Source organism: Ensifer sp. ENS11 (assembly GCF_014851895.1).
Lineage (GTDB): Bacteria > Pseudomonadota > Alphaproteobacteria > Rhizobiales > Rhizobiaceae > Ensifer > Ensifer canadensis.
The window spans coordinates 24,477-43,279 of record NZ_JACVAN010000001.1; the positions used below are offsets into that span (position 1 = coordinate 24,477).

Here is an 18,803-nt window from a genome sequence, read left to right on the forward strand (position 1 = left end):
GTATTCCATTGAACGCGCGAGGCTGTGGAGGCTTGCAAATCAGAGGCGGCTTGAGATCAGCCTAGCGCATGTCACTATCGCAAAACCGCTACGCACTTTTGCGCGACATGCGCAAAAACAAAGGCTTAAAGCGCAGTCAGCGATTCCTACAGCGCAGCACGTCTTATTAGACGCGCAAAGGTCGCTGTAGCGGGCTTGGGGCGTGCGACAGACACCGGTTCCGTTCCGTGATCTCAGTTGGTGTTAGTTTCGTCCGCCTTGGCCAGCTGCGTCCACGCACCTTGCTGCGACAGCATCGAGCGCAGATATTTCACGTTGGCTTCTGCCTGCTCCCCGGAAAGCTCCTGGCGGGCGATCGTTTCGGCCTCTTGAAAGCGTCCCTGCAGCCCGACGGCGAGTGCGAGGTTCTGCCGTACGCTGCTGTCGGCGCCGGGTTGGCTCGCGGCGGACTTGAGATAGGTCTCCGCCGTGCGCAGGTCCTTGGTCAGAAGATAGGACATGCCGAGGTTGGAGAGCACCGAAGGCTCGTTCGGCTTGAGCTCGAGCGCTTCGCGATAGCGCAGGCGCGCCTCCTGGGCACGTCCGAGTTGGTCAAGGATCGCGCCCTCGGCCGATTTCAGCTTCCAGTCCGGCCGATCCGGCGTCTGCGCGCGACTGATCGTGTTCAGTGCCTGATCCAGTTGTCCGGCCGCTGCCTGCGCCTTGCCGTAGGCGCCGAGGACCTCGCGGTCCTGCGGATGGTTGATGGCGACCTGCTGCATGACGGCAAGCGCCTGTTCGTTGCGCCCGGTCATGCGCAGAAGATTGGCGTAGTTGAGCCCCGCCTCGCGATCCCGCGGGTTCTTCTCATAGGCCTGGCCGATGCCTTCGGCTGCCTGGGACAGTTCCGATGCGGTCATCGATTGAACCGACTTCGACGTGCCCGAAATGGAACCGGTCGTCAGCTCCTTCTTCGGCTGGTTGGCACAGCCGGCGACAGACAGGGCGACGATCGCGATCGCGGCGCCTTGCAGCAGACGGTTGGCGTTTAGGGATGAGATCGTGCGTTTGGCCATCGGCGGTGTCCCCAGCATGCATTCGCGCACCAGAACTCCAAACAACATCGGCGCAACTTTCACTCCAGCAATAATCTGTTAACCCTAACAGAGCGTTAAATGCGCGAATCCATCTCTGTCAGCCGAGGACTTCCATGGCCCCCTATCAGTTCATCGAGCGGCCGTCGCCGTTCAACACCAGCGCAGGCAAGACTCTGCCGATCTTCGCGGTCACGCCGGCGCATATCGAAACGGGAGCCATCGATCCGATCGCGCTTGATTGGGCCCGAAAGGCCGGCTTCAAGGCCGAATCGGGCGCGGTCCTTCTGATCCCATCCGCCGATGGCCATCTCGGCGGCGCGCTCTTCGGCCTGGGCGGCAACCCATCCGAGGCGCCGTTCCTGACCGGCAAGCTCGCGCGCGCCCTGCCACCCGGCAAGTGGCATATCGAAACGGCGCCGCTCACAGCCAACCGGCTGGCACTCGGCTATGGTCTCGGCTCCTATCGCTTCGAGCGTTACAAGTCGGCAAAGGGCGAGCCGCCGACCTTGCTCATCCCGACCGATGCCGATGCTGCCGATATCAAGCGTCAGCTCGCCGGCGTCTTCCTTGCCCGCGACCTCATCAACACGCCGACCAACGACATGGGCCCTGAGGCGCTGGAAGCAGCATTCCGCGCACTTGCGACGCACTACAAGGCGGATGTCTCGGTGATATCGGGCGAGGCTCTTCTGACGCAGAACTTCCCGCTTGTTCACACGGTCGGCCGTGCGAGCGCAGAAGCGCCGCGTCTTCTTGAACTGCGCTGGGGCAAGAAGGGCCACAAGAAAGTGACGCTGGTCGGCAAGGGCGTCTGCTTCGACACCGGCGGCCTCGACATCAAGCCCGCTTCCTCAATGCTGCTAATGAAGAAGGACATGGGCGGTGCCGCCAACGTCATGGGCCTCGCGCTGATGATCATGGATGCAAAGCTCAAGGTCGATCTGCGCGTCATCATCCCCGTCGTCGAGAACTCGATCTCCGCCAATGCCTTCCGGCCGGGCGACATCTATCGCAGCCGCAAGGGCCTGACGGTGCAGATCGACAACACCGATGCCGAAGGCCGTCTCATTCTTGCCGATGCGCTCGCCTATGCCGACGAGGAAAAGAACGAGCTGCTTGTCGATATGGCAACGCTGACCGGTGCCGCCCGCGTTGCACTCGGTCCCGACCTGCCGCCGTTCTTCACCGACGACGCCGAGCTGGCGCAGGATCTCTCTGAGGCGAGCCTCAGCGTCGACGATCCGATGTGGCGCATGCCTCTGCACATGGGCTACGACAAGGACGTCTCCGCGCGCATTGCCGACCTGACGAACGCGCCTTCGGGCGGCATGGCAGGTTCGATCACCGCAGCGCTCTTCCTCAAGCGCTTCGTCACCAACACCAAAAGCTGGGTGCATTTCGATATCTTCGGGTGGGCCCAGTCCGAGCGGCCGCATTCGCCTGTTGGCGGTGAGGCTCAGGCTATTCGCGCGCTCTATCAGCATATCGGGCGGATCGCCAAGTAAGTCTCTGATGAAGACGACCGGCGCTGACCCTGCGCCGGTCGTCCGAAAAAGCAACGCTTGCGTAACGGTCCGCCGCTATGGTGGCGGACTACCGCAGCGCCGCGCTTCCCTTGGAAGTGTATTGGTCGCTGTCGTTCGTTGACTGTCTGTTTGAATCCTCGAACCGGAGAGCGATCGAGGGATTCATGCGGTTGCGCAGGAGTTGCCATTGCCGGTCGAGCTTACGCCCTCCCAGGCCCTCGGGCTCTGGCACATGGTATCGTTGGAACAGGTGCGGGTGGACGGTCGCGATCTGACGCTGCGCCAGATGGCGATCCTCTTGCAGATCTATCTCGTGCCGCCGCCCCACACCGTTCGTGGCCTTGCCGCAACCCTTGGCGTCACCAAGCCGGTGATCACGCGAGCACTCGATACCATGGGCGCCCTCGGCCTTGTCGACCGCGCCCGCGACGACCGCGATCGGCGCAACGTGGTCATCAAAAGGACAGTCGACGGTGCTCTCTATCTTGAAAAATTCGGCGATCTGATCATTGATCAGGGCCGCAAACAGCCTAAGTGAGTTGACATGTCGACACTTCCCGATCGCCGCCTGAATGCCTATCGAGCCGACCTCGCCGAAAGCCGCCTTCGCGGTGTCGTGGAGGCCGAGCGCTATGTCGAGGGAAGCGTTGCCCGCGTCTCCGTGCCGGTAACGCCGCTCAGGGCAAAGCCCGATCTTGCCTGCGGTACCGATACCGAACTGCTGCTCGGCGAATCGGTTCGGGTGCTCGATACCAACGAGAGCTGGTGCTGGGTGAAGGCGGATCTCGACGGCTATGTCGGCTACCTTCCGGAATATTGCCTTGCGCCGGTGGTCAAGAGCCCGACGCACATCGTCTCGGCCCCGCGCACCTTCGTCTATTCCGGTCATGACTTGCGTTTTCCGACTGTTTATCCGTTGTCGATGGGCAGCCGTCTCAGCGTTGTCGACGAGCGCGAGACCCGTGGCACGCGCTACTTCCTGCTCGACGGCGGCCAGGCGGTGATCGCCAACCATTGCATCGAGGTCGGCAGCGTCGTGCCCGGAGACTATGTCTCGGTTGCCGCCCGCTTCGTCGAAACTCCCTATCTCTGGGGCGGTCGTTCCGGTTTCGGCATTGATTGTTCCGGCCTTGTGCAGCTGTCGATGATGATGGTCGGCAAGCTCGCCCCGCGCGACTCCGACATGCAGGCTGCAGGCTTGGGAACGCCGATCGCCCGTGAGGAGCTTAGGCGCGGCGACCTCGTCTTCTGGAAGGGCCACGTTGCGCTGATGGAAGACGACGAAACGCTGATCCATGCCAACGGCCATACGATGACCGTTGCCCGCGAGGGACTGGAAGCGTCGATCGAACGCATCGGTTGGCTCTACGACCAGCCGACGGGCTATCGCCGCCCTTAAGCATTTCCAGGAAAAGTGCGAAGCGGTTTTCCGTCAGGTAATGCGCAAAAACAAAGAGATAGAGGGTTTGGGCGGCTCTCTCGAGGCCGGAAGCGTTCTAAGCGCTCAGTAGCCGGCTAATTTATCGACGACGTGCTGCAAAGGTTGCCCGCTTTCGAGGCGGGCGATCTGCTGTTCGACGTGGCGGAACAGCGCCTTGACGTCGGACGAAGCTGCGACATGCGGCGTTACATAGACATTCGGCATCTGCCAGAAGCGGCTTTCTGGCGAAAGCGGCTCCTGCTCGAAAACGTCAAGGGACGCTGCGCCGAGAAGGCCCGAATCGAGTGAGCTCAAGATATCGGTTTCGACCTGGCTGCCGCCGCGGCCGCCATTGATGAAGACCGGGGCGCCAAAGGGGCCGTTGCGGCTCAGCTTGGCAAAAAGTCCGGCATTGAAGATGCCGCGGGTCTCCGGCGTCAGCGGCAACAGGCCAACCAGGAAGTCCGTGCGCGCCAGGAAGGCGTCCAGCTCGTCACCGCCATAGGTCTCGATGCCGTCGATCGCCTTCGTGCTGCGCGACCAGCCGACGACCTTGAAGCCCAAGGCCGAAAGCTTACGGGCCGCATCCTGTCCAAGCACGCCCATGCCCATGATGCCGACGGTAATGTCCGCCGCCTCGGGTTGGGAAAGGTCGCGCCACTCCCGCTTTGCCGCCAGCGCCTCATAGGTGCTGTGCTGGCGCAGATGCATGAGGCATTGCATCACCACCCATTCGCTCATGCGTGTCGTCAGGCTGCGATCGACGAAGCGCACAAGCGGCACATCCGGCAATCCCGGCAGCGTCAGGACATGGTCGACGCCGGCGCCGCCGGAGAACACCACCTTGAGATCCGGCGCTCTCTCGAAAAGGTCCGGTGCCGATTTCCACACCACGGCATAGTCGATATCAGAGAGATCGCGATTGTCGTGGATGGCATCGGCTCGGTTGATCACCTCCCGGTCCGGGAAGGCGCCCTTCAGGGCTGCCGCAACCTCCTCGGGAATGAACTTCAGATCGATGATGACGGAGCTTTTCGAGGGCATTGTTAGGACTCTACTGGCGGATGGCGGACAGGTTGACGGCTTCGAGGTTGAAGGCTGCCGCCATCAGGGCCTTGGTATAATCCTCCTGCGGCGCATTGAAGATGCGCTCCGCCGGGCCCTGCTCGACGACCTTGCCCATGCGCATCACGATCATCTCGTTGGCAAGCGCCCGCACAACCTTGAGGTCGTGGCTGATGAAGAGATAGGCGAGGTCGTGCTTGTGCTGCAGGTCGCGCAGCAGGTCGACCACCTGCGCCTGGACGCTCATGTCGAGCGCCGAGGTCGGCTCATCCAGCATCACGAATTTCGGCTTCAGTACCATCGCACGCGCAATCGCGATGCGCTGCCGTTGGCCGCCGGAGAATTCGTGCGGATAGCGCCAGCGGGTGGCGGGGTCGAGCCCCACTTCCTCGAGCGCTGCGGCGACGCGTTGATCGCGCTCGTTGTCCGACAGCGCGCTCTCGTGGATTTTCAGCCCTTCGGCGATGATGTCGGAAATCGACATGCGCGGGCTCAGAGAACCGTAAGGGTCCTGGAAGACGACCTGCATCCGGTTTCGAAGCGGCCGCATTTCGCGGAAGCTGTAGGCGGCGATGTCCTTGCCGACGAAGGCGATCCGTCCCTTGGACGATATCAGCCGCGTCAGCGCCAGACCGAGCGTCGTCTTGCCGGAACCCGATTCGCCGACGACGCCGAGCGTCTGGCCGGCGCGCAGCTTAAGGTCGATGCCGTCGACCGCCTTCACGTGGTCGACGACCTTGCGCAGGAAGCCGGCCTTGATCGGAAACCAAACCTTCACATCAGCCGCTTCCATGACGACTGGCTTCGAGGCGTCCGAAAGCGGCGGGTTACCCCTTGGCTCGGATGCGAGCAGGTGGCGGGTATAGGCATGCTGTGGATTGGCAAAGATCTCGGCGGTCGGCCCGGTCTCGACGATCTTGCCCTTGGTCATCACGCAGACCCTGTCGGCGATTTTTCGCACGATGCCGAGGTCATGGGTGATGAACAGCATCGACATGCCGTGCTCGTCTTTCAGCGTTTTCAAGAGTTCGAGGATCTGGGCCTGCACCGTGACGTCGAGCGCCGTCGTCGGCTCGTCGGCGATCAAAAGCTCCGGCCGGTTGGCGAGCGCCATGGCGATCATCACGCGCTGGCGCTGGCCACCGGAAAGCTCGTGAGGATAGGCGCCAAGCCGCTTCTCCGGCTCGCGGATGCCGACCTGGTTCAAGAGCTCGAGAATTCTCGTGCGCGCCGCGGCTCCTTCCAGTCCCTGATGCAGCTCCAGGATCTCGCCGATCTGCCGTTCGATCGGATGCAGCGGATTGAGCGATGTCATCGGCTCCTGGAAGATCATCGTGATGTCGTTGCCGCGCACATGGCGCAGCTCCGCATCGCTGGCCTTCAGCAGGTCCTTGCCGTTGAAGTGGATTTCGCCGCTCGGATGGCTTGCCGAAGGGTAGGGCAGGAGCTTCAGAATCGAGTTGGCGGACACGGACTTGCCGGAGCCGGACTCACCGACAAGCGCAACCGTTTCGCCGCGCTTGATGTCGAAGGAAATGCTATCGACCGCAAGCGAGGTGTTACCGCCCTGATGGAAAGCGACCGACAGATCGCGGACGGAGAGAATGGGATCGGTCATCGTCGCGCTCACCGGAATGTCTTTCTCGGGTCGAAGGCATCGCGGGTCGCTTCGCCGACGAAGATCAGCAGCGACAGCATCACCGACATGACGCAGAAGGCCGTCAGCCCGAGCCAGGGCGCCTGCAGATTGGATTTGCCCTGCGCGATCATCTCGCCAAGGGAAGGCGAGCCCGGCGGCATGCCGAAGCCGAGGAAGTCGAGCGAGGTCAGCGTGGTGATCGAGCCAGAAAGGATGAACGGCAGGAAGGTCAGGGTCGCCACCATCGCGTTCGGCAGCAGGTGACGGTACATGATCGTGCCGTTGCCGACGCCAAGCGCGCGCGCTGCATTCACATATTCGAAGTTGCGTGCCCGCAGGAACTCGGCGCGCACGACGCCGACAAAGCCGACCCAGGAAAACAAGAGCATGATGCCGAGCAGGATGAAGAAGCCCGGCGGCAGGATCGCGGCGATGATCAAGAGAATGTAGAGCACCGGCATCGACGACCAGATCTCGATGAAGCGCTGCATCAAGAGGTCGGTCCAGCCGCCGAAATAGCCCTGCACTGCGCCGGCCGTCACGCCGATGATCGCGGAGGCGATGGTGAGTACCAGCCCGAAGAGCACCGAGATGCGGAAGCCGTAGATCATGCGCGCCGTCACGTCGCGCGCCTGGTCGTCGGTGCCGAGCCAGTTGAGGTTGCCGGCAATGCAGTTGCGGTCGGCGGTGCCTTCCGGATAGGCCGAGCAGCGTTCCTCCGTGCTCATCAGCCAGAAGGGCTTTGTCGGCGCCGAATGCGGAATGTTCGAGTTGACCGTCTGGTAGGAGTAGCGGATCGGCGGCCAGATCATCCAGCCGTTGCCCTCGATCTCGTCGCGAATGTAGTCGGAGCGATAGTCGGTCTCGGCAAGGAAGCCGCCGAACTTCTCCTCCGGATAGTTGACCACCGCAGGAAACAGGATCTCGCCCTTGTAGGAGGCGATGATCGGCTTGTCGTTGGCGATGAATTCGGCAAACAGGCTGAGCACGAACAGCAGAAGGAACAGCCAGAGCGACCAGTAGCCGCGCCGGTTCGCCTTGAAGTTCTGCCAGCGCCGCTTGTTGACCGGCGACAGCCAGCCACGCGGCGGGGCGGCAACCTGGGTGGGGGCAGTGGTTACGGTGCTCATCACACGTCCCTCCGCTCGAAATCGATGCGCGGATCGACCCAGGTGTAGATGAGGTCGGAGAGCAGGCTGACGAGCAGCCCCATCAGCGAGAAGATGAACAGCGTCGCAAAGACGATCGGATAGTCGCGCTTGACGACGGAATCATAGCCGAGCCGCCCAAGGCCATCGAGCGAGAAGATATATTCGATCAACAGCGAACCGGTGAAGAAGGCCGAGATGAAGGCGCTCGGGAAACCGGCGATGATGATCAGCATAGCGTTGCGGAAGACGTGGCCGTAGAGCACCTGACGGTCATTCAGGCCCTTGGCGCGCGCCGTCGTCACATACTGCTTCTTGATCTCGTCGATGAACGAATTCTTGGTCAAGAGCGTCGTTGTCGCGAAGGCCGAAAGCAAAAGCGTGATCAGCGGCAGCGTCATGTGCCAGAAGTAGTCGAGGATCTTCTGCCACCAGGGCAGTTGCCAGAAATTGTCGGAAACGATGCCGCGCAGCGGAAACCAGTCGAGGAACGAGCCGCCGGCAAAGACGACGATCAGCAGGATGCCGAAAAGGAAGCTCGGAACGGCATAGCCGACGATGATGATGCCCGAGGTCCAGATGTCGAAGGTCGATCCATCAGACACCGCCTTCTTGATGCCGAGCGGGATCGAGATCGCGTAGGAAAACAGCAGGATCCAGAGCCCCAGCGAGATCGAGACCGGCATCTTCTCCTTGATCAGATCGATGACCGACGTGTTGCGGAAGAAGCTCTCGCCGAAGTCGAAGCGGATATAGTCCCACATCATCGTGCCGAAGCGTTCGAGCGGCGGCTTGTCGAAGCCGAACTGTTTTTCGAGCTTGGCGATGAATTCCGGGTCGAGCCCCTGGGCGCCTCGGTACTGGCCGCCTTGATCGCCACCGGTCTGCATCAGGTCGCCGCTGCTGCCGCTCAGCCGGTCGGAGCCGCCGGCGTTCGTCAGGTCCGAAATCACCTGTTCGACCGGTCCGCCGGGCGCAAACTGAATGACTGTGAAAGAAATCGCCATGATCCCGATGATCGTCGGGATCATCAGCAGCAGGCGTCGCAGGATATAGGCACCCATCAGGCCAGCCTTTCGATCGACGTGTTGCCGGTGGCCCGGACCCGCGAAGCGTCGGCGTGCGCCCTATGGTGTCTCAATCCTCACGTCTCCTTGCGGCTTTCAGGCCCAAGCCGGGCCTATATTCGTTTTCAGTGATTCGTTTTTCTGCATTTGGAATCGAGACGGCATCCAAGTGCAAGGGCTTCATTTGGCCGTGGCGTTTTTCGACCACCAGACATCCGGGAAGCCGGTGCCGTAATAGGGCAGCTCCTGCGGATGGGCGAGGTGGTTCCAATAGGCCACGCGGACCGCCTTGGAATAGAAGAGCGGCACGACATAGTTATGGGAGAGGAGAACGCGGTCGAGCGCCCGTGTCGTCGCAACCAGTTCCTCGCGGTTCGGCGCGAAGATGATCCTTCGGATCAGCTCGTCGATCGCTGGATCGGCAATGCCGGCATAGTTTCTCGATCCCGGCTGGTTGACCGAGCTCGAGCCCCAAATGTCGATCTGTTCGTTTCCTGGCACCAGGGACTGCGCCCAGATGCCATAGATCATGTCATAGTCGAAGCTTCTGACGCGATTGGTGTATTGCGAATCGTCGACGGTGCGGATGCGGGCATCGATGCCGATTTTCTTGACGCTGTTAATGAATGGCGTGACCGTGCGCTCGAAGGACGGGTTGGACAGAAGCAGCTCGAAGCCGAAGGGTTCGCCGGTCTTGACGTTGACCAACCGGTTGCCCTTGAGCTCGTAGCCCGCCTCCTTGAACAGGTCGAGCGCCTTGCGCAAGTTGCCGCGCACCTTCTGCGGGTCGCCGTTGATGGGGTTCACATAGGGCGTGGTGAAGACTTCGGCCGGAACCTTGTCCTTCAGCTCCTCCAGGATTGCCTTTTCGCGGCCCTCGGGAAGCTTGGAGGAGGCAAGCTCGGTGCCCCAGAAATAGCTGTCGACACGCTGATAGGCGTTGTAGGCGAGATTGCGGTTGAGATCCTCGAAGTCGAAGGCGTAGTTCAGCGCCTCGCGCACCCGCTGATCCCTAAACTTCTCGCGGCGCATGTTCGGCACCAGCGCCTGCATGACCCCGGTTGCGCGCAGCGGATTCTCGATCTCCTCGCGGATCACACGGCCGTCCTTCATGGCCGGAAAGTCGTAGGCGGTCGCCCAATGGCTCGCGCTGCTGTCTCGGTAGAAATCGACGTTGCCGGCGCGAAAAGCCTCGAATTCCACGTTTCTGTCGCTAAAGAAGGCATAGGTGATCGTGCTGAAATTGTATTGTCCGACATTGACGTTGAGGTTCTTGCCCCAATAGTCGTCCCTGAGCTCGAAGCGGATCGAGCCACCCGCCTGGAAAGAGGCGATCTTGTAGGGGCCGGAGCCCATCACCGGTTCCAGCGTTGTGCGGGAGATATCGCGCTTGTTGCCCTTGGCGTCCTGCCCCTCCCACCAGTGCTTCGGAACGATCGGGAACTGGCCGAGAATGTTCGGCAGTTCGTGGTTGTTCTTCTCGTCAAAGCGGAAGGTGATATCGCGCTCGCCGGTCTTTTCCGCTGAAACCACGTGGCGGTAATAGTTGGACTGGAGTGGATTGTGCTCCTTCGCCATGTTGAGGGAGAAGATGACATCCTCCGGGGTCACCGGCGTTCCGTCGGCCCACTTGGCCTCCGCACGCAGGCGAAAAGTGGCAGACGAGATATCGTCGGGATAGGAGACGCCCTCGGCAAGCAGGCCGTATGCGGTGGTGATTTCATCCTCGGCGGTTTTCAACAGCGTATCGAAGACCAGGGACGAAACGCCGGTCGCCGCTTCGCCCTTGGCGAGGATGGGGTTGAACGTGTCAAACGTGCCGTTTTCCGAGAGCCGCAGCTCGCCGCCTTTCGGTGCGTCCGGATTGACGTAGTCGAAGCGGGCGAAGCCATCCTTATGTTTTGGCTCACCGATCGACGACGTACCATTGCGCCAGACGGGCTGTTCTTCGGCATTCGATGCAGGGGGAAGGAGAAGAAGCGCTGCTGTCAGAAGCGAGGCCGCGAGGCCAGGTTTCACGGTCCTGCAGAAGTTTGGCATCCAGCCGGTACCCCTATATTCCAATGTTCTTTTTTGAAAGCATAGGCGAAATCGGGGCAATTGACAGGCACCGCCGCAAATCAGGCGAAATTTTTGCGTCACATCCCGGTGATTCACAAGGCTGAGGCAAAGACCGCGCCTTAGGATGGGGGTTCATCGGACACGGCGCGTCGGCGTCGGGGTCTGCGGGACATGAACGGGACGAAATGACATGGTTGCTCCACTTCAACGTTGCGGCTCGGCGCTTCTGGCGCTGTTGCTCGGAACGAGTTTCTTGATCGCCGATGCTGCCAGGGCCGACGACACGCCGGCAAAGACGCTTTTCGGCGCCAAGACGCTGCCGGCTCAGATGGCGCCTTCGTCCTATGGCTTCTATGCGAAGGGCTGCCTTGCCGGCGGCGTCGCGATCCCGACGGATGGTCCCACCTGGCAGGCGATGCGGCTGTCGCGCAACCGGCGCTGGGGCCATCCCCAGATGATCGCACTGATCGAACAATTCTCCCATGATGCCGCCGAAAAGGTCGGCTGGCCGGGTCTGCTTCTCGGCGATATCTCGCAGCCGCGTGGCGGACCGATGATCTCCGGCCACGCCTCGCACCAGATCGGTCTCGATGCCGATATCTGGCTGACGCCGATGCCGCAGAGGACGCTGACGGGCCGGGAGCGGGAAGACATCTCCGCAACGTCGATGCTGCAGAAGAACAAGTTTCTGACCGTCGACCCATCGATCTGGACGCCGGCGCATGCCCGGCTGATCATGCTGGCCGCCAGTTACCCGCAGGTCGAACGGGTCTTCGTCAATCCGGCGATCAAGAAGAAGCTCTGCGACACCTGGAACGGTGACCGTTCTGCGCTCGGCAAGGTCCGGCCGATCTATGGCCACGACTACCATTTCCACATCCGCATCAAATGCCCGGCAGGCTCGAAGACCTGCAAGGACCAGGCGGCCGTCCCGGCCGGCGATGGCTGCGACAAATCGCTGGCCTGGTGGTTTACAGATGAACCATGGGCAAAGCCGAAGAAGAAGCCGGGCGAAAAGCCGGTGAAGCCCCGGTTGACGACCATGGCCGATCTGCCGAAGGCCTGCACCCTGGTGCTGAACGGACCGGCCCCGGCCACCGAGCAGGATGCGACCTTCGGCATGGCCTATCGCGCTGCGTCGCCAGTGCCTGCCGAACAGGGCATCGAGCAGGTGATCGGCAATGCCGCAGCCGATTTGCCGCCAGCCGACATTCCCGTTCCCCTGGCGCGCCCGACGCTGCAGTAGCCGTCTCGGCTTGCGCCTTTTCAATCTTGCCGGGCTCATGTATACGGCCATCAAATCGATTTAAATTTGCTGGCGGGGATACGGCATGGCGGATCGGAAATGCGTTGCCCTGATCGCTCACGATCAGAAGAAGGATGATCTCGCCGCGTTTACCAAGGCAAACGAAGCGGTCTTCGCGCAATGGAAGATCGTTGCCACGGGCACGACTGGCGGCCGCGTTCTCGATGTTTGTCCCAGCCTCGATATCACGCGCCTGAAAAGCGGTCCGCTCGGCGGCGACCAGCAGATCGGCGCGATGATCGCCACCGGCGATATCCAGCTTCTGATCTTCTTCGTCGATCCGCTGACGGCGATGCCGCACGATGTTGACGTCAAGGCGTTGATGCGGCTTGCGATCGTCTACGATATTCCGATGGCGCTCAATCGCGCAACGGCGGAGCAGTTGATCGACTTCAACCACAACTGATACTGCATGAATCCTTAAATCGGATTCGATCTAAGGATTCATGCAGCAAGTTTAAGTGCTACAGCGTCCTTTGCGCGTCATATTTGACGCGCGGCGCTGTAGAGAATTCGAAACCTCACGGCGACGATCAGGATGGACAGTGTGATGCCCGGTGCGAGTGACAACAGTTTTTCCTTTCCGATCCTGATCGGCGACATCGGCGGCACCAATGCCCGCTTCGCTTTGCTGCTCGATGCCTTTGCCGAGCCGAAGCAGCTGCCGCCGATCAAGACCGGCGATTTCGAGACGATCGAGGAAGCGTTGCAGAAGAGCATCCTCGACAAGACCTCGGTCCAGCCGCGGTCGGCGATCCTCGCCGTCGCCGGCCCGATCAAGGGCGACGAGATTCCGCTGACCAATGCCGGCTGGGTGTTACGCCCCAAGGACATGCTGTCGGGCCTCGGCCTTGAGGACGTCCTGATCATCAACGATTTCGAGGCGCAGGCGCTGGCCGTCGCCGCCCCGGCTGCCGAAGATCTGGTGAAGATCGGTGGCGGCAGCGTTCGCCCGCTGACCTCCCGCGTCGTTCTCGGTCCGGGTACCGGACTCGGTGTCGGCGGCCTGGTCTTCGCGCAGCACACCTGGTTTCCGGTGCCCGGCGAAGGCGGTCATGTCGATATCGGCCCGCGAACCGAGCGCGACTTCCAGATCTGGCCTTTCCTGGAGCCGATCGAGGGGCGCATGGCCGGCGAGCAGATCCTCTGCGGTCGCGGCATCATGAATCTTTATCGGGCCGTTTGCGCCGCCAATGGCGAAGAACCGGTCCTGAACGATCCGGCCGAGGTCACCACAGCAGCACTTGCCGACAACAACCCCGCCGCGGTCGAGAGTATATCGCTGTTTTCGACCTATCTCGGTCGCGTGGCCGGCGACATGGCGCTGATTTTCATGGCGCGCGGCGGTGTGTTTCTGGCCGGTGGCATTTCGCAAAAGATCCTGCCGGCGCTGCAAAAACCGGAATTCCGGGCCGCCTTCGAAGACAAGGCGCCGCATTCCGCGCTGATGAAGACCATCCCGACCTTCGCGGTCATTCATCCGATGGCGGCACTGTCGGGTTTGGCAGCTTTCGCGCGCACGCCGAGAGACTTCGGTGTTGCAACGGAGGGACGCCGCTGGCGAAGCTGATGGCGGCGGCGTGCGCAAAGACTCGCCAAAGCGACATCAAAGCACTATAGAGCCCGAGAAAGGTAGTGTCGGCGTCCGACTTACCGCGCAGGCTCAGGGAAGACAGGCTTTTTGAGCGCCAGAGATAGAAAACAGCACGCTGTCGATTCTGACACGATCAGCGGAATCTTGAAGCGGGTCATCGCAGAAAACGGTCGCGATCATATCCGCGGCTACGTCTTTGCCATTGCGTGCCTGGCTGTCGTCGCCGTGACGACCGGCTTTACCGCCTCGATCATGGAGACCGTGATCAACGAGGCTTTTGCCAACAGAAATGCGGGTATCGTGCTGCTGGTGTGCGGTTCGATCTTTGGCGCGTTCGTGTTGCGCGGCTTTGCCACCTACGGCCAGGCGGTCGCCTTGTCGAAGATCGGCAACAATATCGTCGCGCGCTACCAGCGCCGGCTCTATGCGCATCTGATGGCACTGAGCGTCGGTTACTTCAACGAGACACGCTCGGCGCAGCTCGCTGCCCAGATCAGCCAGAATGTCAGCGGCATTCGGGACGTGCTCAATCTGACCGTCACTTCGATCGCCCGTGATCTCCTGACCCTGATCGGGCTCGTCGGCGTGATGTTCGCCAAGGATTGGCTGCTGTCGATCATCGTCTTCGTGGCAGCGCCGCCGTTGCTGCTGGGCCTGCGCTACGTTTCCAGGCGCTTGCGCTCGGCGACGCGTGAATCCATCGAGGTCAACAGCCGTGTCCTCGGTGCCATGCAGGAGACGATCCAGGGCATTTCCATCGTCAAGGCATTCACGATGGAGCGCGAACTGCGCGGCAAGGTCGAAGCGATCATCGAGCGGGCCGAAAACCGGGCCAACCGGATTGCGCGCTTGAGCGAACGCACCGCGCCGATGACCGAAACCTTTGCGGGTCTCGCGATTTCCTGCGTGCTTGCCTATTCCGCGTTCCGCGCGATTTATGCCGGCGTACCGCCGGGAGCCTTCTTCGCCTTCGTCGTCGCTCTGTTGATGGCCTATGACCCGGCCCGACGCCTGGCGCGCCTGCAGGTTTCGCTGGAACGTGCCGCGGTCAACGCCCGCATGGTCTACGAAATCCTCGACACGGTGCCGCATCAGCGTGACAAGCCGGATGCAAAGCAGCTCGAGTTCCACGGTGCAAACGTCGAGCTGCGCGATGTGCGCTTCCGCTACGCCAATGGCGACGAGATTCTGAAGGGCGTCAGCTTTGTCGCCGAAGGCGGCAAGACCACTGCGCTTGTCGGCCCGTCCGGGGCCGGAAAGTCGACGGTCATCAGCCTTGTTCCGCGGTTCTACGATCCGGCCTCCGGCCAGATTCTGATCGACGGGCAGGACATCGCCGACGTCACCAAGCAGTCGCTGCGCAATGGCATCGCCTATGTCTCGCAGCAGCCCTATCTTTTCGAAGGCTCTATCCGCGACAACATCCGCTATGGCCGCCCGGACGCGACCGATGCGGAAATCGAGGAAGCCGCGCGTCTGGCCTATGCGCATGACTTCATCCTCACCCAGCCGCAGGGTTACGACACCCCGGTTGGCGAAAACGGGGTCACGATGTCCGGTGGCCAGAGGCAGCGTCTGTCGATCGCCCGCGCGTTGGTGCGCAATGCACCGATCCTGCTGCTCGACGAGGCAACCTCGGCGCTCGACACCGAGTCGGAGGCCGCGGTGCAGAAGGCGCTCGACGAGGCGATGCACGGACGCACGGTCATCGTCATCGCCCACCGTCTGTCCACGGTCGTCAATGCCGACAAGATCATCGTCATGAAGGACGGTCTCGTCGTCGAGGAAGGCACGCACGAGGATCTTGCGGGCCGCCAGGACGGTCTCTACGCTCGCCTGCACAATCTCCAGGGCAAGGCCCCAGAGGCGTCGGCCGACGCCGAAATCTAAACATGAGCTGGAAGGAATATCGCCGATGAGCACGACGGACATGAAGCTTGTGGTCGTCGGCGCGGCCGGTCGCATGGGCCAGACGCTGATCCGTATGGTTCACGGCATGGACGGCGTCCGCCTGCATGCGGCCGTCGAACGTCCAGGCTCACCCTTCGTCGGCCGTGACGCGGGCGAACTCGCCGGGCTCGGACCGATCGGCATCGCGATCACCGACAAGCCGCTCGAAGCTTTTGTCGAAGCCGAAGGCGTGCTCGATTTCACGTCGCCGGCCGGCACCGTCGAATTTGCCGGCCTCGCCGCACAGGCACGCATCGTGCATGTGATCGGCACCACCGGCTGCGGGGCGGATGACGACGCGAAGATCCGCGCTGCCGCGCGTCATGCCCGCATCGTCAAGTCGGGCAATATGAGTCTCGGCGTCAATCTTCTCGGCGTGCTGACGGAGAAGGCGGCGCGTGCTCTCGGGCCTGCTGCCTGGGACATCGAAATCCTCGAAATGCACCATAAGCACAAGGTGGATGCCCCCTCCGGCACGGCACTGCTCCTTGGCGAAGCGGCGGCGAGGGGGCGCAGCATTGCGCTGTCTGAAAATTCCGTGCGCGTCCGTGACGGCCACACCGGCGCCCGCCCGCAAGGCACGATCGGTTTTGCGACGCTGCGCGGCGGCTCGGTGATCGGCGAACACTCGGTCATTCTCGCCGGAGAAGGCGAACAGGTGACGCTGTCCCACAGCGCCACCGACCGTTCCATCTTCGCGCGGGGCGCCATTACCGCAGCACTCTGGGCACGCGACCAGAAACCCGGCTTCTACTCCATGCTCGATGTTCTCGGGCTCAACTGACACCATCTCTATCGTCTCAAGGGGAAATCATATGAGCGGCACCCTCGTCCTTGTCCGGCATGGCCAGAGCGACTGGAACCTGAAGAACCTGTTCACCGGCTGGCGCGATCCTGACCTGACCGAGCTTGGCGTCGAAGAAGCCAAGGCTGGCGGCAAGGCGCTCGCCGACTACGGCATCAAGTTCGACATCGCCTTCACCTCGTCGCTGATCCGCGCCCAGCGCACCTGCCAGTTCGTGCTCGACGCCGTCGGCCAGCCGTCACTCGAAACCATCCGCGATCAGGCGCTGAATGAGCGCGACTATGGTGACCTCTCCGGCCTCAACAAGGATGATGCCCGCGAGAAGTGGGGCGAAGAGCAGGTGCATATCTGGCGCCGTTCCTACGACATTTCGCCGCCGGGCGGCGAAAGCCTGCGCGACACCGGCGCCCGCGTATGGCCCTACTACCTGACGGATATCCTGCCGCGCGTGCTGGCCGGCGAGAAGGTTCTCGTTGCCGCGCATGGCAACTCGCTGCGCTCGCTCGTCATGGTTCTCGACCGGTTGACGAAGGAAGAGATCCTGAAGCTCAATCTCGCGACCGGTGTGCCGATGGTCTACAAGCTCAACGCCAATTCGACGGTCGCTTCCAAGGAAGTGCTCGGCGATATGTCGGCTGCCCATTAAGGCAAACTGCAGAGCAAACAAAAGGGGCGCCGGTCGCCCCTTTTTTCGTTCTCAGGCCTTGCCGGCTTCCCATCCGAGGATTGCGCGCTTGCGCGTCAGCCCCCAGTGATAGCCCGTGAGATCGCCGCTCTTGCCGAGCGCCCGGTGACAGGGAACGACGAACGAGATCGGGTTACGGCCGACGGCTGCCCCGACGGCGCGTGAGGCGGTCGGCTGGCCGATCTCGCCGGCGATGGTCGAATAGGTCGTGGCGCGGCCGAGCGGGATCTTCAAGAGCGCCTGCCAGACCCGGATCTGAAAATCGGAGCCGATCAGGAAGATGCGCAAGGGCTCTCCGGCGCACCAGCGTTCAGGATCGAAAATGCGCGCCGCATAACGCGCCGTGGCCGCGCTGTCCTCGACATAGGTGGCGTTCGGCCAGCGATGCGCCATATCCTCGAAACTCTCGTGCTCGCCGCCGCCATCGGCGAAGGCAAGGCCGGCAAGACCTCGATCGGTGATCATCACCAGCGCCGTGCCGAAGGGGGAGGGGTGGTAGCCGTAGCGGATGGTGAGGCCCGCGCCGCGCGCCTTCCATTCGCCCGGCGACATCGCCTCATGGGTGACGAAGAGGTCGTGCAGCCGGCTCGGGCCGGAAAGCCCGATCTCGATGCTGGTCTCCAAGAGTGGCATGTCTTCCTGGCGCAGCAAGCGCTTGGCATGGTCGAGCGTGACCGCCTGCAGGAACGCCTTCGGCGACAGCCCGGCCCAGCGGGTAAAGACCTTCTGCAGTTGCGTCGGCGACTGCTTCAGACGCTTCGCGATCGCTTCAAGCGAAGGCTGCTCGCGATACTCTTCGGTGAGCATCTCGATCACATTTCTCACCGTGTCGTAATCGGTGCCATCAGGCGTGATGTCGGTGGGGAGGGTTGTCGCAATGTTCATCGGTCATCTCCTGTCGTGACACAGGTAACCATGCCGCCAGCGTCGTTGCCACCCGAAACTTGATTGGCCCTAGCGTCAGCGGCGGCGCACGGTGGCAAGCGCCCCGGAAAACGCCGTGGCGAAGGTTTCGCGGTCGTCGCGGTTGAGGAAGGAACCGACATCGGTCCTGTGGCCGCCGCCGCTGATGCTCATCGAGACGATGCCGATCTCCTGATGCCGTGCGATGTTGAAGCGCGCCCAGAACGGATTGAAGCGGTGTTCGATCATCCGGCCCGACGGCGTGAACTTGCGCACCGACACGTCGGTTCGCGAGACGCTGACTTCTTCACGGCTACGCGCCGAGCGGTAGTTCAGCCAGAAAGCACCGAACAGCAGCGCGAAATCCAGCCCGAAGAAGAACACGATCGGCCAAGCGCCGATCACCATGAACACGACCGCATGTACCAGGCTGAGCAGCCCGGCGATCAGGAAAAACACCTTGAACCCCTTAAAGCCCAGGGAGCGATAGGGGGTCAGTTCGGCGCTGAACACCGGCTCTTCGCCGTCAAGCGTCTGATCGTTGCCATCAGTCATGAC

Annotated in this window: 17 protein-coding genes; 9 read left to right on the forward strand and 8 right to left on the reverse strand. The window is 62.1% G+C overall.

Going from position 1 to position 18,803, the window contains the following annotated elements; all coding sequences use genetic code 11:
- Positions 1-233: 233 nt before the first annotated feature.
- The gene (locus IB264_RS00125; protein ID WP_025425398.1) at positions 234-1,055 is read right to left on the reverse strand and encodes a tetratricopeptide repeat protein; all 822 of its coding nucleotides are present in this window, start codon (positions 1,053-1,055) and stop codon (positions 234-236) included.
- A 134-nt stretch (positions 1,056-1,189) separates the two neighbouring features.
- Between IB264_RS00125 and IB264_RS00130 the strand changes: the two genes are divergently transcribed.
- From IB264_RS00130 to IB264_RS00140, 3 genes are all read left to right on the forward strand, one after another.
- Positions 1,190-2,581 (forward strand): M17 family metallopeptidase, encoded by a 1,392-nt coding sequence (locus IB264_RS00130; protein ID WP_025425399.1) that lies wholly within the window; start codon positions 1,190-1,192, stop codon positions 2,579-2,581.
- A 208-nt stretch (positions 2,582-2,789) separates the two neighbouring features.
- A complete protein-coding gene (locus tag IB264_RS00135; RefSeq protein ID WP_025425400.1) occupies positions 2,790-3,140 on the forward strand; it encodes a helix-turn-helix domain-containing protein in 351 nt (116 codons plus the stop codon).
- A gap of 6 nt (positions 3,141-3,146) precedes the next feature.
- On the forward strand, positions 3,147-4,001 hold the full coding sequence (locus tag IB264_RS00140; RefSeq protein ID WP_025425401.1) for an NlpC/P60 family protein: 855 nt from the start codon (positions 3,147-3,149) through the stop codon (positions 3,999-4,001).
- Between the two features lie 105 nt (positions 4,002-4,106).
- Here the strand turns inward: IB264_RS00140 and IB264_RS00145 are convergent, their stop codons facing one another.
- From IB264_RS00145 to IB264_RS00165, 5 genes are all read right to left on the reverse strand, one after another.
- Positions 4,107-5,066, reverse strand: coding sequence for a glyoxylate/hydroxypyruvate reductase A (locus tag IB264_RS00145; RefSeq protein WP_025425402.1), 960 nt, complete (start codon positions 5,064-5,066; stop codon positions 4,107-4,109).
- Positions 5,067-5,076: 10 nt separating this feature from the next.
- Positions 5,077-6,705 carry an ABC transporter ATP-binding protein gene (locus tag IB264_RS00150; protein ID WP_025425403.1) on the reverse strand — a complete coding sequence of 543 codons (1,629 nt, stop codon included), beginning with the start codon at positions 6,703-6,705 and terminating at the stop codon, positions 5,077-5,079.
- A gap of 8 nt (positions 6,706-6,713) precedes the next feature.
- Complete coding sequence (locus IB264_RS00155) at positions 6,714-7,856, reverse strand: ABC transporter permease (protein ID WP_025425404.1); 1,143 nt, start codon at positions 7,854-7,856, stop codon at positions 6,714-6,716.
- Positions 7,856-8,938 carry a microcin C ABC transporter permease YejB gene (locus IB264_RS00160; RefSeq protein ID WP_025425405.1) on the reverse strand — a complete coding sequence of 361 codons (1,083 nt, stop codon included), beginning with the start codon at positions 8,936-8,938 and terminating at the stop codon, positions 7,856-7,858. Before IB264_RS00160 ends, IB264_RS00155 begins: the two co-directional genes overlap by 1 nt.
- A 183-nt stretch (positions 8,939-9,121) precedes the next feature.
- Positions 9,122-10,981 (reverse strand): extracellular solute-binding protein, encoded by a 1,860-nt coding sequence (locus IB264_RS00165; RefSeq protein WP_025425406.1) that lies wholly within the window; start codon positions 10,979-10,981, stop codon positions 9,122-9,124.
- Between the two features lie 211 nt (positions 10,982-11,192).
- Here IB264_RS00165 and mepA point away from each other — a divergent pair, with 211 nt between their 5' ends.
- The 6 genes from mepA to IB264_RS00195 all read left to right on the forward strand — a co-directional run bounded on the left by mepA (position 11,193) and on the right by IB264_RS00195 (position 17,303).
- Positions 11,193-12,248 (forward strand): penicillin-insensitive murein endopeptidase, encoded by a 1,056-nt coding sequence (mepA, locus tag IB264_RS00170; RefSeq protein ID WP_025425407.1) that lies wholly within the window; start codon positions 11,193-11,195, stop codon positions 12,246-12,248.
- A gap of 85 nt (positions 12,249-12,333) precedes the next feature.
- Entirely contained in the window at positions 12,334-12,714 is a 381-nt protein-coding gene (locus IB264_RS00175) for a methylglyoxal synthase (RefSeq protein ID WP_025425408.1), read from the forward strand.
- A gap of 144 nt (positions 12,715-12,858) precedes the next feature.
- Entirely contained in the window at positions 12,859-13,878 is a 1,020-nt protein-coding gene (locus IB264_RS00180) for a glucokinase (RefSeq protein WP_025425409.1), read from the forward strand.
- Positions 13,879-13,989: 111 nt separating this feature from the next.
- Positions 13,990-15,792 carry an ABC transporter ATP-binding protein gene (locus IB264_RS00185; RefSeq protein ID WP_025425410.1) on the forward strand — a complete coding sequence of 601 codons (1,803 nt, stop codon included), beginning with the start codon at positions 13,990-13,992 and terminating at the stop codon, positions 15,790-15,792.
- A 25-nt stretch (positions 15,793-15,817) separates the two neighbouring features.
- Positions 15,818-16,636, forward strand: coding sequence for a 4-hydroxy-tetrahydrodipicolinate reductase (gene dapB, locus IB264_RS00190; protein WP_025425411.1), 819 nt, complete (start codon positions 15,818-15,820; stop codon positions 16,634-16,636).
- A 31-nt stretch (positions 16,637-16,667) separates the two neighbouring features.
- Positions 16,668-17,303: a 2,3-bisphosphoglycerate-dependent phosphoglycerate mutase gene (locus tag IB264_RS00195; RefSeq protein WP_025425412.1), complete on the forward strand. Its 636-nt coding sequence runs from the start codon at positions 16,668-16,670 to the stop codon at positions 17,301-17,303.
- 51 nt (positions 17,304-17,354) lie between these two features.
- Here IB264_RS00195 and IB264_RS00200 read toward each other — a convergent pair whose 3' ends face one another.
- Together IB264_RS00200 and IB264_RS00205 are read right to left on the reverse strand one after the other, a co-directional pair.
- A complete protein-coding gene (locus tag IB264_RS00200) occupies positions 17,355-18,227 on the reverse strand; it encodes a bifunctional helix-turn-helix domain-containing protein/methylated-DNA--[protein]-cysteine S-methyltransferase (RefSeq protein WP_025425413.1) in 873 nt (290 codons plus the stop codon).
- Between the two features lie 75 nt (positions 18,228-18,302).
- Positions 18,303-18,800, reverse strand: a complete 498-nt coding sequence (locus IB264_RS00205; RefSeq protein ID WP_025425414.1) for a DUF2244 domain-containing protein — start codon at positions 18,798-18,800, stop codon at positions 18,303-18,305.
- Between the last annotated feature and the right edge of the window lie 3 nt (positions 18,801-18,803).